Annotated in this window: 19 protein-coding genes; 11 read left to right on the forward strand and 8 right to left on the reverse strand. The window is 54.6% G+C overall.

Annotated elements, in window-relative coordinates:
• The first annotated feature begins 70 nt into the window (after positions 1-70).
• From ACFE7X_RS08590 to ACFE7X_RS08600, 3 genes are all read left to right on the forward strand, one after another.
• Positions 71-1609 carry a hypothetical protein gene (locus tag ACFE7X_RS08590; RefSeq protein WP_375435263.1) on the forward strand — a complete coding sequence of 513 codons (1539 nt, stop codon included), beginning with the start codon at positions 71-73 and terminating at the stop codon, positions 1607-1609.
• Between the two features lie 4 nt (positions 1610-1613).
• On the forward strand, positions 1614-2039 hold the full coding sequence (locus tag ACFE7X_RS08595; RefSeq protein WP_375435264.1) for a secondary thiamine-phosphate synthase enzyme YjbQ: 426 nt from the start codon (positions 1614-1616) through the stop codon (positions 2037-2039).
• 115 nt (positions 2040-2154) lie between these two features.
• The gene (locus ACFE7X_RS08600; protein ID WP_375435265.1) at positions 2155-2733 is read left to right on the forward strand and encodes a hypothetical protein; all 579 of its coding nucleotides are present in this window, start codon (positions 2155-2157) and stop codon (positions 2731-2733) included.
• 86 nt (positions 2734-2819) lie between these two features.
• Here ACFE7X_RS08600 and ACFE7X_RS08605 read toward each other — a convergent pair whose 3' ends face one another.
• A complete protein-coding gene (locus ACFE7X_RS08605) occupies positions 2820-3395 on the reverse strand; it encodes a hypothetical protein (protein ID WP_375435266.1) in 576 nt (191 codons plus the stop codon).
• The gene (gene gpmI, locus ACFE7X_RS08610; RefSeq protein WP_375435267.1) at positions 3388-4938 is read right to left on the reverse strand and encodes a 2,3-bisphosphoglycerate-independent phosphoglycerate mutase; all 1551 of its coding nucleotides are present in this window, start codon (positions 4936-4938) and stop codon (positions 3388-3390) included. Before gpmI ends, ACFE7X_RS08605 begins: the two co-directional genes overlap by 8 nt.
• 146 nt (positions 4939-5084) lie before the next feature.
• On the opposite strand from gpmI, the gene ACFE7X_RS08615 reads away from it, so the two are divergent.
• The 7 genes from ACFE7X_RS08615 to ACFE7X_RS08645 all read left to right on the forward strand — a co-directional run bounded on the left by ACFE7X_RS08615 (position 5085) and on the right by ACFE7X_RS08645 (position 9795).
• On the forward strand, positions 5085-5483 hold the full coding sequence (locus ACFE7X_RS08615) for a DUF4783 domain-containing protein (protein ID WP_375435268.1): 399 nt from the start codon (positions 5085-5087) through the stop codon (positions 5481-5483).
• A gap of 227 nt (positions 5484-5710) precedes the next feature.
• The gene (gene nadC, locus ACFE7X_RS08620; protein ID WP_375435269.1) at positions 5711-6571 is read left to right on the forward strand and encodes a carboxylating nicotinate-nucleotide diphosphorylase; all 861 of its coding nucleotides are present in this window, start codon (positions 5711-5713) and stop codon (positions 6569-6571) included.
• An 86-nt stretch (positions 6572-6657) separates the two neighbouring features.
• Complete coding sequence (locus ACFE7X_RS08625) at positions 6658-7281, forward strand: hypothetical protein (RefSeq protein WP_375435270.1); 624 nt, start codon at positions 6658-6660, stop codon at positions 7279-7281.
• A gap of 33 nt (positions 7282-7314) precedes the next feature.
• Positions 7315-7698 carry a hypothetical protein gene (locus tag ACFE7X_RS08630; protein WP_375435271.1) on the forward strand — a complete coding sequence of 128 codons (384 nt, stop codon included), beginning with the start codon at positions 7315-7317 and terminating at the stop codon, positions 7696-7698.
• Positions 7699-7724: 26 nt separating this feature from the next.
• On the forward strand, positions 7725-7973 hold the full coding sequence (locus ACFE7X_RS08635; RefSeq protein WP_375435272.1) for a heavy metal-binding domain-containing protein: 249 nt from the start codon (positions 7725-7727) through the stop codon (positions 7971-7973).
• 244 nt (positions 7974-8217) lie between these two features.
• Positions 8218-8967, forward strand: a complete 750-nt coding sequence (locus tag ACFE7X_RS08640) for a class I SAM-dependent methyltransferase (RefSeq protein WP_375435273.1) — start codon at positions 8218-8220, stop codon at positions 8965-8967.
• A gap of 90 nt (positions 8968-9057) precedes the next feature.
• Entirely contained in the window at positions 9058-9795 is a 738-nt protein-coding gene (locus ACFE7X_RS08645) for a ZIP family metal transporter (RefSeq protein ID WP_375435274.1), read from the forward strand.
• Between the two features lie 90 nt (positions 9796-9885).
• Here ACFE7X_RS08645 and ACFE7X_RS08650 read toward each other — a convergent pair whose 3' ends face one another.
• The 3 genes from ACFE7X_RS08650 to ACFE7X_RS08660 all read right to left on the reverse strand — a co-directional run bounded on the left by ACFE7X_RS08650 (position 9886) and on the right by ACFE7X_RS08660 (position 11678).
• Positions 9886-10218: a hypothetical protein gene (locus ACFE7X_RS08650; RefSeq protein WP_375435275.1), complete on the reverse strand. Its 333-nt coding sequence runs from the start codon at positions 10216-10218 to the stop codon at positions 9886-9888.
• 18 nt (positions 10219-10236) lie between these two features.
• On the reverse strand, positions 10237-11148 hold the full coding sequence (locus ACFE7X_RS08655) for a DnaJ C-terminal domain-containing protein (protein ID WP_375435276.1): 912 nt from the start codon (positions 11146-11148) through the stop codon (positions 10237-10239).
• A gap of 191 nt (positions 11149-11339) precedes the next feature.
• Positions 11340-11678, reverse strand: a complete 339-nt coding sequence (locus ACFE7X_RS08660; protein WP_375435277.1) for a DUF3140 domain-containing protein — start codon at positions 11676-11678, stop codon at positions 11340-11342.
• A gap of 157 nt (positions 11679-11835) precedes the next feature.
• Here ACFE7X_RS08660 and ACFE7X_RS08665 point away from each other — a divergent pair, with 157 nt between their 5' ends.
• Entirely contained in the window at positions 11836-12252 is a 417-nt protein-coding gene (locus ACFE7X_RS08665) for a DUF6799 domain-containing protein (RefSeq protein ID WP_375435278.1), read from the forward strand.
• An 84-nt stretch (positions 12253-12336) separates the two neighbouring features.
• On the opposite strand, the gene ACFE7X_RS08670 is transcribed toward ACFE7X_RS08665, so the two are convergent.
• From ACFE7X_RS08670 to ACFE7X_RS08680, 3 genes are all read right to left on the reverse strand, one after another.
• Entirely contained in the window at positions 12337-12531 is a 195-nt protein-coding gene (locus ACFE7X_RS08670; RefSeq protein ID WP_375435279.1) for a hypothetical protein, read from the reverse strand.
• A 69-nt stretch (positions 12532-12600) separates the two neighbouring features.
• Complete coding sequence (locus ACFE7X_RS08675) at positions 12601-13035, reverse strand: septal ring lytic transglycosylase RlpA family protein (RefSeq protein ID WP_375435280.1); 435 nt, start codon at positions 13033-13035, stop codon at positions 12601-12603.
• A 67-nt stretch (positions 13036-13102) separates the two neighbouring features.
• Entirely contained in the window at positions 13103-13942 is an 840-nt protein-coding gene (locus tag ACFE7X_RS08680; protein WP_375435281.1) for a glycoside hydrolase family 25 protein, read from the reverse strand.
• Between the last annotated feature and the right edge of the window lie 86 nt (positions 13943-14028).

Consider the following 14028-nt stretch of genomic DNA (forward strand, 5'->3'; position numbering starts at 1 on the left):
AAGCAGATACTTCAACAAGCGCAGCAGGACGTTTTTTTAGGTATAAGTGTTTTTATCAGCCTGATTCTCTATGCGTTTTCTACTCCCGATGCTGCTCGTTTTCTCGGCGCTGCTGTGCCTGTTGCCGGGTTGCGAGCCGAAAGAAGACCTTGTAACCACCGATAATAGCGCTAAGCTGGAGTTTTCGGCCGATACCGTGCTCTTCGATACGGTTTTCGCGCAGGTGGGCACCGTGACCAAGCGCTTGTGGGTGTATAATCGAAACGCCCGCGCCGTGAAAGTCAGTGAGATTCGACTGGCTGATACCAACCCTGGCACTTATTCACTGCTCATCAATGGCGACGAAACCCGCATTGCCAACGACCTCGAAATTCGGGGCAAAGACAGCTTACTGGTTTTGGTAAAGGCCATGCTAGGCCCAAGCGCCACCGAGAACAAACCGTTTCTGGTGGACGACCGGCTACTGTTCAGCACCAATGGCAACGAGCAGGACGTAAAGCTGGTCGCCTACGGCCAGAACGCTTACTTCCACGGCCCGGAAGAGCATATTAGCCGCAATACCACCTGGCCTAAAAACCGACCACACGTTATCTACGGCGTGGTAGTAGTAGATGCCGGCGTAACGCTTAGAATTCAGCCGGGTACGCGGATTTACTCCCACGCAGGTTCGGTGCTGTTCGTGCGCGGTACCTTGCGCATCAACGAAAACACCAACCCATCGGCCGAGCTTACCCCGACCGATACCGCCACGTTCGTGCGCTTTCAGGGCGACCGGCTAGAGTCTTTTTACGCCGATATTCCGGGGCAGTGGGTTGGTATTCAGTTTGATTCGTGTAGCAGCCGTAACAACTTGGTGCGTTTCACCGAAATCAAAAACGCCTCGTTTGGCTTGCTGATCTTCAACCGGCTCAACGGCCCGCATCCCAGGGTAACAGTCGAGAATACAATTCTGCGTAATATTTCCGGTGAAGCCCGCTCCTTTGGTGGTGGTAGCGGTGGCCAGAGTTTCGAAGGAGCCGGCGTGTTTGGTATTTCCGGGGATTTTGACCTGCGCAACTGCTTGTTTACGAACTGCGGCGAATATGCAGTGCGGGGTATCGGGGGAACATATAACCTGAACTATTGCACGATTGCCAACTACACCCCGATATTCCGCCGTGAATCCGCTTCCCTCTGGTTCACGAATGAACTGGCCGACCGGCGGGCCGCTGTGCCAAATGCAGTTCGCGTAACCGTTGATAACTCTATTATATGGGGCTTTAGCTCACAGACTGACGACGAATTATTCTTCAAAAACGGCAATACGTATCGAGCAAACTTGAGTATTCGGAACAGCATTTTGCGGACGAAGGAGTATTCAGCCACAATGGACGTTGGCGACAAGTTAGGGTTCAACAACAACGGCAATCAGGTTGGTATTGAGGTTGATCCGAAATTCAAAAGCTCTCCGGCCCGAAGCTTCGGCAACAAGTTTGACTACCGCCTCGATACTCTCTCGCCGGCCAGCAACAAGGGTGTGTTTAATTCAGCTATACCGCGCGACCTGCTCAACAAGACTCGTAGCGTAACGGCCCCCGACTTGGGCGCCTATGAACGCGTGAACCCTTAAGCTGATGATTTACATTCAAAAACGCCTGCGCTTGCCGGCCTTGCGTCGTGGTTTCCACCTAGTCACGGATTTGCTAGTGGCGGAATTGCCGGAGTTAGAGCAAATCGGGGTAGGTACGGCGCACTTTTTCATTCAACATACGTCGGCTAGTCTAAGCATCAACGAAAATGCCGATCCTACCGTGCGCGTTGATTTCGAGTCATATTTCAACCAAGCAGTACCCGAAAACGCCCCGTACTTCCGCCATACCCTGGAAGGCCCCGATGACATGCCGGCTCACTTGAAAGCAGCGATGCTCGGCCATGCGGTCAGTATACCTATCACAAATGGGGAATTAGCATTGGGCACTTGGCAAGGCGTCTACCTTGGGGAGCACCGCAACCAAGGGGGGCGACGCTGGGTGGTAGCTACCCTGATGGGTACGGAATAGAGCGTTTATGGAGAATAAACTATTCTTCTAGCTGGACTATATAATTTTGCAATTATCAAGCCCGGCCGCTCTTGTTTCTCGTATGAGGTGAAAAAGCACTTGCTTTTCGCATCTTATGGAGTCCGCTCTGCTGTCTTTTCGTAAGCTTATCTTTCCGGCCCTGCTACTTTACGTGGCGTTGGGTTTGATAAGCTGTGAGGCCAAAGATTCGCCCACAACCGTTGCCAGTAAGCCTAAGCAAGAACGCCGCCAGCCAGTTGCCGCGCGTCCGCAACCAACAGCTCCCAAAGCCTCCTGTACGCTCACCAATGATACGCTGGCTGGTCAGCCTTTCGGCTTAGAGCCAACCATGGATGAATTGCTGCGTTCCGGCGCCAAAATAGTAAGTCGTAAGGCATTCGAGAATGTGCACGAAGTTGGGCAAACCGACACCATACTTACTCTTCAGCACCAAGGGAACTCTTTCGAGTTCTATCACTCACCGGAAAGGGACCTGCTCCGGCAAGCCGTTATCACCAACTTCGAGCCCGCCTACGGGCAACGTTTGCGCCTGACACTCAATGAGTCGGCGCGGCAGAGTGGTGGCCCTTGCGGCCAACTCCGCCTCCGCGATACTGACCGCGCCAATACGGTCTCCGCCACCTTCACGGCCGGGCAGCCTAGCTTAGCGCGTGTGCAGCCTTATTTGGATTGAGGCTGCCCTTCCAGCACAGGAGGAATCTAATATGATCCGTTAGGTGACTTTGCTTAGATTCCTCCTGCGCTGGAAAGACAGTTGTTTTACCTCACCACGCGCGTCCGTACGGTGTAGCGCACGGTGTCGAACATAACTAGCTTCTGGATACCTTCCACGCTGTAGCTTTGCAAGCCACGGCTATCAGCCTGAAGTTGCAATTTCTTCTCCGAGTAAAACAGTGGGTTGTCTTGAATGATGGTAGCCGTGATAGACTTGGGGTAATCAGCAGCTTTGGTAACAGCTAACTCTTGTACCGAGACCTCACTGCCCGGCTTCATCTTATAGGTGGTGTTTGAGCCTTCTTGCTGCTTGACGGGCTCTATCTTATATGCGCCGCGCAACGCGGGCTTGTTGATGTCAGCCTGGTAGAAAATCTGCAACTCCTTGCTCCAATCTGTTTCCGTAACGCGACTAGTTTCCAGTCTGCCGTCGCGCAGGCGCACTTGCTTTTCCACCACCGGCTGCTGGCGGTTAAGCTTGGCTACTTGGCTATCGAGAAATCCTTTGATGTCGAAGTAGTTGGGTTTGCGGTTGGCGGGCACAAGGCGCACAGTTGCATTCTCGCCTGGTTCGCAGGCTGCGAATAGCAGCAACACCCCCAGCCAATTTCCTTTACGCACGAGTCGAAGTTCCTTGGGGTTGCAACAGGCTCACACCCGTCATGTCGGCGGGTTGCGGCAGACCCATTAACGCCAGTACTGTAGGCGCAATATCGCCGAGTTTGCCGTCGGTGAGGGTACCGTAGTAGTCGTTATCGGCTAGGATGCAGGGCACCAAGTTGGTAGTATGGGCCGTATTGGGCGAGCCGTCGGGGTTAACCATAAATTCGGCGTTGCCGTGGTCGGCAATAACAATACAGGCGTAATTGCTGGCCAAGGCAGCTTCTATCACGGCCTTAGCGCAGGCATCAACGGTTTCCACTGCTTTCACCACGGCATCAAACACGCCGGTGTGGCCCACCATGTCGGGGTTGGCAAAATTGAGCACCACAAAGTCAGCAGCCTTTGCTTGCAACTCTGGCACTAGCGCGTCGCGCAGGTCGGCGGCGCTCATTTCAGGCTGTAGGTCGTAGGTGGCTACTTTGGGCGAGGGGCGCATAAGGCGGGTTTCGCCGGTGAACTCGGTTTCGCGGCCGCCCGAGAAGAAGAACGTAACGTGCGGATACTTCTCGGTTTCGGCAATCCGAATCTGCGTTTTGCCGTTTGCTTCTAGCACCGCGCCCAATGTATTTTCGAGGTTGTCTTTCTCGAATATGGGAGTGACGCCCGTGAAGGTAGCGTCGTAGTTGGTCATGGTAAGGTAGTGCAGGTTCAGCCGGTGCATCTGGAACGCATTGAAGTCCTGCTGCGTCAGCGCCTGCGTAATTTCGCGGCCTCGGTCGGTGCGGAAGTTAAAGCAAAGCACTACGTCGCCTTCCTTGATGGTCGCCAGTGGCAACCCGTCGGCCCCGACCTTCACAATGGGCTTCAGGAACTCGTCGGTAACTCCTTCCTTGTAGGAGTCCTGCATACTTTGAATCAGGTTTTGAGAAGGGGTGCCTTTGCCGTTTATCAGCAAGTCGTACGCCACTTTCACTCGTTCCCAGCGGTTGTCGCGGTCCATAGCATAGTAGCGCCCCACAATAGAGGCAATCTTGCCACTTGCGCCGTGTTGCAGGTGCTGCTCTAGGTCGTTGACGTAGCCAACGCCGCCCTTGGGGTCGGTGTCGCGGCCATCGGTAAAGGCATGGATGAACACCTTATGCACGTCGGCGTCGTGGGCCAGGGTGCAGAGGGCTTTCAAATGTTCGATGTGCGAGTGCACGCCACCATCAGAAAGCAGGCCCATGAAATGCACCGTTTTGCCGTTAGTACGGGCATATTCGAAGGCCTTTGCCAGGGCCGGAACAGACCCTAGCTTCCGCTCCCGAATAGCTTTGTTGATACGCACCAGCTCCTGATATACCACGCGGCCGGCGCCAATGTTCATATGCCCAACTTCGGAATTTCCCATCTGACCATCGGGGAGCCCAACGGCTTCGCCCGATGCTTGCAACTTGCTGTGCGGAAACCGCTGAAACAGCGAATTAACGAAAGGGGTCTGCGCTTTATCAACTGCCGAAACCTCTTTGTTCTTGGCCAGACCCCAGCCATCGAGAATCACCAACAATACCTGCTTGTTCATGGGCACAAAGATAGGCGGACCGCATCGGAACAACGGTATTTTATTGTTTGATCTACGTTCAGTGGAAATAACCCGAAGGCTTCAAGCTGCGTAGGGAGGGGTTGGCATAATTTTCGCGTACCGTATGATGTATCCTATACTCTAAAATGAAACGCATTCTTTTTCAAGCCCTCGTATTCGGGTGGCTGATGTTGCTTTCGGTGGCGGGACAGTCGCAGGGTGACGTATTTGGCTCTATTGGCGGGGCTTTGCGCAGTGCTTCTTCCCACGAGTTGTCCCAGTATTTTGGCGCCACAATCGAAATCAGCATCGATGGCGACCGGCAGAGCTACAGTGCCACGCAGGCCGAATTTGTGATGAAAGACTTTTTTGCCAAAACGGCACCGGCTAGTTTCGAAATAGTACACCAAGGCGGCAGTGATGGTGGAATCCCCTACGCAGTGGGCAAATACAAAAGCAAAGACGCCATGTACCGCGTGATTGTGAAGATGCAAAATGCTAGCGGCACCTTGCGAATTGACAACATGGCATTCACCAAGGAATAGCGGCTAACCTCACGTAAATTAAAGTTGATTTAAAGCATAAGCACGCCGGTTTTACTTTGCCGTTAAGTTTTCTTTTCAACAAGCCCCTGACACTTCCTTTAGTTGTCGGGGGCTTGTGGTGTTTAGGAGCCTCACGCAAATGCGACGAAATTCTGGCCGGCGGCCACTTCAAGGGTGGATTTAAGTGGGATAACCGCGTAATGGGCCCTTTTCACTATTTTTGCACCGTGCAAAAACCCTCTTATCTCACCCCCGAAGCATTATCCACTTTTATCCGCACGGCTCTCACAGAAGATGTGGGCGACGGTGACCATTCCTCTTTAGCTGCAATTCCGGCAGCCGCGCAAAATCGGGCGCGGCTGTTAGTGAAAGATGAAGGCGTACTGGCTGGAGTGGAACTGGCACACTTGATTTTCCGAGAAGTGGATGCAAGCCTGCGAGTGGAACAGCTGCTAGCCGATGGCGCCCGCGTAAAGCACGGCGACGTAGTGCTGACGGTGGAAGGCCGTGCCCAGAGCATACTAACAGCAGAGCGACTGGTGCTCAACTGCATACAGCGTATGAGCGGCATTGCTACCCACACCACTTATCTTACTACGCTGCTGGCGGGTACCAAAGCCCACCTGCTCGATACCCGCAAAACCACTCCCAACTTTCGGCTGTGTGAGAAGTGGGCGGTGCTCATTGGAGGCGGCGTCAATCACCGCTATGGTCTCTTCGACATGATTATCCTCAAAGATAACCACGTCGATTATGCGGGCGGTATTCGGCAGGCTATCGAAGCCACTCAGGCCTACCTCCGCCAAACGGGGCGACAGTTACCTATCGAAGTGGAAACCCGCAGTCTATCTGAGGTGCAGCAAGCCCTCGATACGGGGGGTATTACCCGGATCATGCTCGATAATATGTCACCCATTGAGTTGCGCGAAGCAGTGCAGCTCATTGATGGCCGTTTCCCGACCGAAGCCAGCGGGGGTATCACCGAGCACACCATTGCCGAGGTAGCAGCATCGGGTGTCGATTATATTTCGGTCGGAGCCCTCACGCACTCAACTAAAAGTCTCGACCTGAGTTTAAAAGCTTATTAAGTGGTTGAATGGCTGAATGGTTAAATGATTGACCGTCAACGAGCCATTAGAACATTCAACCATTCCGCAGTTCAATATCCAAGAAAATGCAACAACCCAATCAACGCGGGGGCTACCGGCAGCAGCAGCAAGTACAAGCTGGTTCGCCACTGGCTATTCGCACCAAGAAACACCAGCTTGACTCCAACCTCTACACTCGCGTTGCCATGGGCCACGTGTGGCGTAAGGAGTGGTGGTTTGCTTTGATTCCGTTTGCTGTGGGCGTGCTACCCGCGGCCATTTGGCCCTCGTGGTGGTGGCTGGTATCCGGACTGGTGTTGGCACTGCTCTACGTGCTGCTACGCTCTTCCCAAATTACGGCCGTCACGCAGATGGAGCAAACCAAGCCGCTATTCGAGCGTTTCAGCTATGTTATCGACCAACGGCAGATTGGCCTGATGCAAAACGAAAAGGAAGGCCGGGGCATGGGCGTGAATTGGGAAATGATTGGGCGCGTAAAGCGCGAGCCCGACGGATTTTTGCTTTGGTTTCGCAACCAAGACCCACCCGCCGACTTAATGGGCTGGCGTGCCTGGGTGGCTCGGACCTTCGAGACCCCCATGTTCCTGCACGTTCCGTTTAAGGTATTTAATTCTCCCAACGACCAGAAGCTGTTCGAATCGATGTTGCGCCGCAAAAACCTGCTGCCAGCCGAAGAAAAGGTGTCGTAGGCTACTCACGTTAACAATCACCAAACCATGATTATGACCAAGCAACTCGTGCTTTCCGCCCTGGCTGTCGCCACGCTTTCCTTCGCAGCTTGCAGCAGTGAACCGTCTGATTGGCGGCCCGAAAATAAAGTGTCGCTCGACATGGTAGAGCCTGGCTCCCGCTCTTCCGATAACTTCGACCAGCACACGGCGGCTGCCGCCGACCAAAGCAAAGGTGCTGCCATTGAGCGCCCGATCAGCTCGCACGTAGACCTGGAAGGCCGGGAACGGCCTAGCGCCAACGCCAACATATCGGTCGATGCTAAGAAAGCGGAAGTAACTAAGAGGGCCGAAGACCGCGCCGCAGCGGGCGGTAAGCCAGTGAAGCCCGAGGATGAGCCTGCTCCAGCCGTAAACAAGGCTCAGCCTCACGAATAGGTATTACAAGCGTGAGAGAGTTTTCGTTGATCCGCATTGTAGTGGCCGTGCTGCTAACAGTTGGCACCGGCGTGTCGGTAGCTTGCGAGAGTCGGTCTGCTACATCTTCCGTAGCCGCTCCAACGGAAAATGACCCCAACAAAGCACCGGCTTTAGCTGCGGCGTATGTCTGTCCGATGGGCTGCGAAGGTAGTGCTAGCAACGAGCCCGGCAAATGCCCGGTTTGCGCTATGACGCTGGAGCGAAATCCAGATCATAAGCCAGCCACGCAGTAATCAGCTGATTAGCTGGAAAAAGAGGAACCTAAGTAAGCGAACCTGCTACTTAGGTTCCTCTTCATTTTTCAAGGGCCTCCTGTTGTTGCAACTATTTTGTAACATTGTTGCAAAATGCAGCGCTTGCGGTTGATTAGTGCTGACCTGATTTCAAGTGTGGCGCTGGGCTTTCTGGCGCTATAGCCGAGGAAACCACCGGTTGTGCAGCTAGGCTACTAAGGTCTGCGCTTGCTTCTTTTTGTTTATGCCACACCTCACCACGCCTGATCCTGAGTGGTTTAGCACTTGGTTTGATTCGCCTTACTACCATTTGCTATACCACGACCGGGATTACACCGAGGCAGGTGCTTTCATCGAGACGTTGCTGCAACACCTGCACCCCAAACCCGACGCGCATTTGCTGGACTTAGCGTGCGGCCAGGGCCGGCACGCTTTGCAGCTAAGCACGCGGGGCTACGAGGTAACCGGATTGGATTTGTCGGCGGAAAACATTGTCGCGGCTCAGCGGCAGGAGCAGGCACGGCTTCATTTCTACGTGCACGACATGCGCGACCCACTGCCCTATGGTCCTTTCGATTTGGTATTCAACCTCTTCACCAGCTTCGGCTATTTCCAAGACGAAAGTGAGAATGTGCTAGCCCTGCGCAATGCCACGGCAGCCCTGCGACCCGGTGGCAAAATGGTCATCGACTTTCTGAATACAGAGCGGGCTGTCCGGGAGTTGGTTGCGCACGAATACAAAACCGTGGCGGGAATCACATTCCATCTACACCGCCACCTTGACCGGGATTTTATTGTGAAGGAAATCAACTTTCAAGTCCCTGGTGGACAAGAACACCATTATGTGGAGCGGGTGCGGGCCCTCAGCATACAGCGGTTCGAGGAGTACTTCTACTTGGCTGGATTGCGGGTAGCCGAGATGCTAGGCGACTACCACCTCCACCCATACGACGAAGAAAGCAGTCCGCGCACCATTTTCATCCTGAAGAAATAAAGGAGGTAGCTGAATAGCTACGTGGCCAAGCATTCAAAAGAAATATCACGCACGGTCATCAAAACCTAAATCAATCCAACCATCCCTACTATGTGGTTTGCCGTTCTGCTGTTGTTTTGTACCGTTCTGGGAGCCGGCTGGGCTACCCAGCTGGTGCCAACGGCCAGTACTACCTGGATGAAGCCGCTGCTGGCTTTTAGTGGTGCTTACCTGTTTACGCTCACCATTACCCATTTGCTGCCTGAGGCCCTTTTGCTGGTGCCAGGCAACATGCACCGCATTGGCTATTTTGTGTTGGCGGGCTTTTTTGGCCAATTAGTGTTAGAAGTGTTTTCGCAGGGTGTGGAGCACGGGCACGTACACCAGCACACCTCGCACGCCGGGCATGTCCCCTTTCTGCTGTTGTTTTCGCTTCTTATTCACTCCTTTTTAGAAGGCAGTATCTTGGTGAAGGCACCGGCGGCGGGCACCGTAAGCGACAATTTTTACGCCATTCTAACGGGCGTAGCGCTGCACCATATTCCGGCGGCTTTTGCGTTGGTAGCGGCCCTGATGCTGCGGCTTGGTGGTTTTCGGCGGGCGCTGCCGTTTCTGGTGCTTTTTGCGCTGGCAGCTCCGGTGGGCATCGTAATCAGCAACTATGTGGTATTGGATCAGCTCCTGACAGGCGGACTTTATGCGGGGCTACTGGGCTTTGTGGCCGGCAATTTCCTGCATGTCTCCACCACTATCCTCTTCGAAACCAGCCCCGAACACCGCCTCAACCTACCCAAACTTGCTGCCACTCTAGCCGGCACGGCCCTCGCCCTAGGCGTGGAGCTATTATAAAATAAATAGTAGGATGAGATGAGTAAGCGAAGGAAGTAGCCAATAGGCTACCTGTGCCATGCGTGCCAGGGGCTACTTCCCCTGCTTATTCTAAACCCAATCATCGGCGTCCAGGGTAGGACCAGTGCTGCCCAATAAGTGCTCGAACTGCCGGGCGCGGGCACGCTGAAGCATAAGTTCATGCTGAAGAGAAAGCAGGCGCTGCCGCATGGCCAGCACAATGTCGATACCTTCCTTACTTAAGCCTAGCTCGTGTTGCAAACGGGCAAGGCGGGCAAGATGCTCTGGTTCGTCGCGAATGGTGTTGGTGGTTGAGTCGGTACCAAGCAGCCCTAGCTCAACGAATCCTCGCAAATCTGCTTCGCTCAAGCCGTAACGCAGGGCGCAGTCGTGGTAAGTGATGCTGATGATGTGCGTTTTCATAGCGGTTGTGTCTCGGGATTAGTTGTTGCGCAGAGCCGCCAGTTGCCGAACAAGTTCTTTCTCTTGCTCGGTGAGCTGTTGCGGAAGCTGCACCGTGAGGCGGAGATACAGGTCGCCAAACTGGCCTTCTTGCCGGTACACGGGGAAGCCTTTGCCACGCAGCCGCAGGCGGGTATTGTTTTGTGTTTCGGGCTTGATATTGATTTTGATTGAACCCGACAAGGTGTCCACAACCTGCTCGCCGCCTAGCAGGGCGCGGTAGAGCGGTACTTGCACTTCCTGCGTGAGGTCGTTGCCGTTGCGGGCGAAGCGTGGGTCAGGCAGGACGCGCAGTGTAATATAGAGCGAACCGCTAGGGCCCCCGTTGCGGCCCGGAGCGCCTTGGTCGCGCAGCCGGATGGTTTGGCCGTCCTCGACGCCCGGATGGATAGTGAGGCGCAAACTTTTGCCATTTACGTTAAGCGTACGCGGACCACCACGGTAAGCATCTTCCAAGGACAATTCCAGCTCGGCCTGATAATCGGCGCCGGCCCCAGCCCGGGCACCACCCGTACGGCCGCCCGCGTTGCCGAAAATAGAACCAAAAAAATCCGAGAAGTCAGTCCCGTCGCCGAAGTCGGTGCCACCAAACCCGCCTTGTTGCGCGTACTGCGACCAATCGAAGCCGCCTTGTGCCTGGCCGCGGCCCGCCCCCGCTTGCTGGTAGCGCTGCCAGTCGGCGCCCAACTCGTCGTACTTACGGCGCTTTTCCTCGTCCGAAAGCACCTCGTTGGCTTCGTTCACTTCCTTGAACTTACGTTCCGCCTCCGGATTGTTGGGATTTACGTCGGGATGATACTGGCGGGCTAACTTGCGGTAGGCCTTCTTGATTTGCTCGGTGGTGGCGGTTTTATCCACGCCCAGCGCCTTGTAATAATCTTTGTATTCCATGATGCTCGCAAAGTAGCGTCAAAAAACAGAAGCAAGAACAACATGCCGACTACGGCGGCTTCGTAGGTAGATGTTGCGCTCCGCGGCTTTACGCCCTCTTAAAAAAAAGCTATATAAACCGACTGCAAACCATACGGCCCCAACTCGTTGAGGCAAGACGAGCCAGGGCCGTATAGTTAAAATTTGTGTTGTTATTTGAGAGGGTCATGGCCCCAGTTCATGAGCGAATAACGCCAGCGGGAATGCTCGATATCGGAGTCGGGTTTCTGGGCCGAGTGGCGGCTGACGTAGCTGTGCACTTTGTGCATGTGAGCCTCGTCGTCGGGGGTAAGATCGGCTTGCTTCTTCTCGAGGATTCGGATGATGTGCTCGCCGGATTTGTGCCCGATGCTCTGTCCGTCGCCGCTGTCTTGGCCCACCGAGTTGGACTCCTCGGTTTTCAGCCATTTCTCTAACTCGGTGGCCGTCATATTCACATCTGCCTTGAACTGAGCATAAATATCGTCAGTGGATTTTGGGGCTGAACTCATGGTAGTAAGCAGTGATAGTGAGAAAATATCTTCCAGCAAACGGACGTTAGCTTATTGGAGAACGAGGTAGAGTACAGCTAGGTTACTGGCATGGAACTGGCCCTTGTTTTGTATGTTACGCTGTTGTTATTTCCCACCTGATTTTTTCTTCGCTTCCATGAATAAAACTCTCACTTTCGTTGTGGCTTTGCTCCTTGGATTAGGCAGCTTGGCCGCGCAGGCTCAAACCAAAATCCCGCCCCGCAAGCCGGTGCAGCCCAAAGCCAAAGTTGCTAGCACCGGTGCCAGCATCAAAGACGGAGTGACGGTGAAAGAGGGCAAGGTATTGATGACCCAGAGCGGTATTACCAATCCGGTTTCGCAGGAGGCGGCCCTCGTCAACGGCACCAAAATCAAGCCTGATGGCACCGTAACCATGGCCGACGGTACCACTGCTATGCTGAAGGAAGGCGACTATCTGTCGTTGTCGGGCCGCTTAACTACGGCCGCTGCTAAAGCCCAGCAAGACAGCTTGATGCAAGCCACCAAAGACAATAGCAAGTCGAAATCAAAATCCAAGAAAAAAGGCCGGTAAGCCCCTGTTGCTGCTGCTCATACTTTGGAAAGCGGCCCAACCCATCATGGGTTGGGCCGCTTTTCTATTCCAGCTATCAGAGCGTCAGCGTTGTGAGTAGTCCTGCAAAATTTCCAGAGCCTCGGTGTCGTCCTTGGCTTCCACTACCTCATTTATCACAAATTGTACTTCGGCCTCGGTCCAACTTTGCGCTTCGGCGGCCTTTATAAACGCTTCGAGGGCAAGAAAACGGCCCGGCTTAGTTGGCGGCCGCCAAGCTACTTTTTTACGGATGCGCATGGCTGATAGGTGAATGGCTGACTGAGTTGTGCGTTCTTACCAACGGGTAAAGCTGATAAGCGAATCAGGTTACCTTTTTTTCTTTACCACCTTCAACTGTACTGGGGCCACGCCAGCGTCGATGATGTCGATTTTGCGAGCTGCTTTCCGGGAGAGGTCTACAATGCGGCCTTTGGCGTGCGGGCCCCGGTCGGTGACGGTAACTTTTACGGAGCGGTGGTTACGGGGATTCGTGACGCGAATCACGGTGCCGAACGGCAGCGTGTTGTGCGCCGCAGTAAGCTTGCGGCCCCGATAGGTGGTGCCACTGGCCGTTTTGCGGCCCTCAAACTTGTCGGCGTAGTAAGAGCCCCCTCCACTTTGTGTGAAGGGGGATTTGTTGCTGGTGCAAGCGCCTAGCAAGCTGGTCAGCCCCACCAATACCCCCCAACACAAGGCAGAAAAGCACAAGGAGTAAGGGCGCTGCGGACACGAATTATAAGTGGAAACCAAGCAAATCTTCATAAGGCAGTAGCGCAAAGATAGACAGTCCAGCTCCATCAGGCCACCCGGTCTGATGGACTGGGTGGCCTTACTTGGCAGGCTGTGTGGTAACGGCTTTCTCGGGGATGCGCAAAGCCAACAAACTTTGGAAGCTGCCTTGAAAAACGTTGAAATCCACGGTGCCCCGAATGCCGGGAATATAGGACTCGTCGGAGTGCTGCCAGATAATCCACTTCTCGCGTGGCAAGCGGGGCTGATCGACCTCATAATGCGCCAACCACAGCGGATACGTATCGAAATGGCCGGCGAGGTGGCGTTTGTAGAAGCTGTAGTTGGAGTACAGAATAGGGCGCACCCCGTAGTGACGCTCTACCAGCCGCAGCCACACGGCCACGTTGCGCCGCATGATGGCCACGTCGTGAAATTCGGTGTGTTCTACATCAAGCACCGGGGGCAAGTCGCCGGGGGCGAGCGGCACGGTGCGGGTGAAGAGGTTGGCTTGCCGGGCCCCGTCGTAGGTGGGTTGGAAGTAGTGGTAGGCGCCGCGGTAAATACCCGCTTGCCGAGCAGCATTCCAATTGCGGCTGAAACGAGAGTCGCGCAGCGTAACACCTTCCGTGGCTTTAATGAAAGCAAACTTCACGCGGTTGCGCGATACTTCCTGCCAGTCGATGCGCCCTTGGTACGATGAAACATCGATGCCGTGTACGGTGTAGCCGGCTAGCAAAGGCGTTTTCTCTCGTCCTGTCAGGTGCCCGCTCACGAAAGAGGCCCACGCCCGGCGCGCATGACGGTGCAGCTGGCGCCGATATTGCCCGTAAAAAACCAACGCCGCCACCAACAGCAGCAAGCCCAGCCAGCGAAGCACCGGCCGCCACGGGGCGGGAGAAGCAGGAGGAGCAGGGCGGCGTTTCATGAGAGTGGTCATGGCAAAAGTAACGCCCGAATGCGTTGCACTAGTGTCTTGCTAGCCTAAACTACCAGTTGGTGGCCGCTTTTTTACGACCTTGTCCC

It is taken from the genome of uncultured Hymenobacter sp., from assembly GCF_964242765.1.
GTDB lineage: Bacteria > Bacteroidota > Bacteroidia > Cytophagales > Hymenobacteraceae > Hymenobacter.

Coding starts and splice junctions, on each gene's coding strand:
- ACFE7X_RS08590 (WP_375435263.1), top strand. CDS start 71: ATGCGTTTTCTACTCCCGATGCTGCTCGTTTTCTCGGCGCTGCTGTGC.
- ACFE7X_RS08595 (WP_375435264.1), top strand. CDS start 1,614: ATGATTTACATTCAAAAACGCCTGCGCTTGCCGGCCTTGCGTCGTGGT.
- ACFE7X_RS08600 (WP_375435265.1), top strand. CDS start 2,155: ATGGAGTCCGCTCTGCTGTCTTTTCGTAAGCTTATCTTTCCGGCCCTG.
- gpmI (WP_375435267.1), bottom strand. CDS start 4,938: ATGAACAAGCAGGTATTGTTGGTGATTCTCGATGGCTGGGGTCTGGCC.
- ACFE7X_RS08615 (WP_375435268.1), top strand. CDS start 5,085: ATGAAACGCATTCTTTTTCAAGCCCTCGTATTCGGGTGGCTGATGTTG.
- ACFE7X_RS08625 (WP_375435270.1), top strand. CDS start 6,658: ATGCAACAACCCAATCAACGCGGGGGCTACCGGCAGCAGCAGCAAGTA.
- ACFE7X_RS08630 (WP_375435271.1), top strand. CDS start 7,315: ATGACCAAGCAACTCGTGCTTTCCGCCCTGGCTGTCGCCACGCTTTCC.
- ACFE7X_RS08640 (WP_375435273.1), top strand. CDS start 8,218: ATGCCACACCTCACCACGCCTGATCCTGAGTGGTTTAGCACTTGGTTT.
- ACFE7X_RS08645 (WP_375435274.1), top strand. CDS start 9,058: ATGTGGTTTGCCGTTCTGCTGTTGTTTTGTACCGTTCTGGGAGCCGGC.
- ACFE7X_RS08650 (WP_375435275.1), bottom strand. CDS start 10,218: ATGAAAACGCACATCATCAGCATCACTTACCACGACTGCGCCCTGCGT.
- ACFE7X_RS08655 (WP_375435276.1), bottom strand. CDS start 11,148: ATGGAATACAAAGATTATTACAAGGCGCTGGGCGTGGATAAAACCGCC.
- ACFE7X_RS08660 (WP_375435277.1), bottom strand. CDS start 11,678: ATGAGTTCAGCCCCAAAATCCACTGACGATATTTATGCTCAGTTCAAG.
- ACFE7X_RS08665 (WP_375435278.1), top strand. CDS start 11,836: ATGAATAAAACTCTCACTTTCGTTGTGGCTTTGCTCCTTGGATTAGGC.
- ACFE7X_RS08670 (WP_375435279.1), bottom strand. CDS start 12,531: ATGCGCATCCGTAAAAAAGTAGCTTGGCGGCCGCCAACTAAGCCGGGC.
- ACFE7X_RS08675 (WP_375435280.1), bottom strand. CDS start 13,035: ATGAAGATTTGCTTGGTTTCCACTTATAATTCGTGTCCGCAGCGCCCT.
- ACFE7X_RS08680 (WP_375435281.1), bottom strand. CDS start 13,942: ATGACCACTCTCATGAAACGCCGCCCTGCTCCTCCTGCTTCTCCCGCC.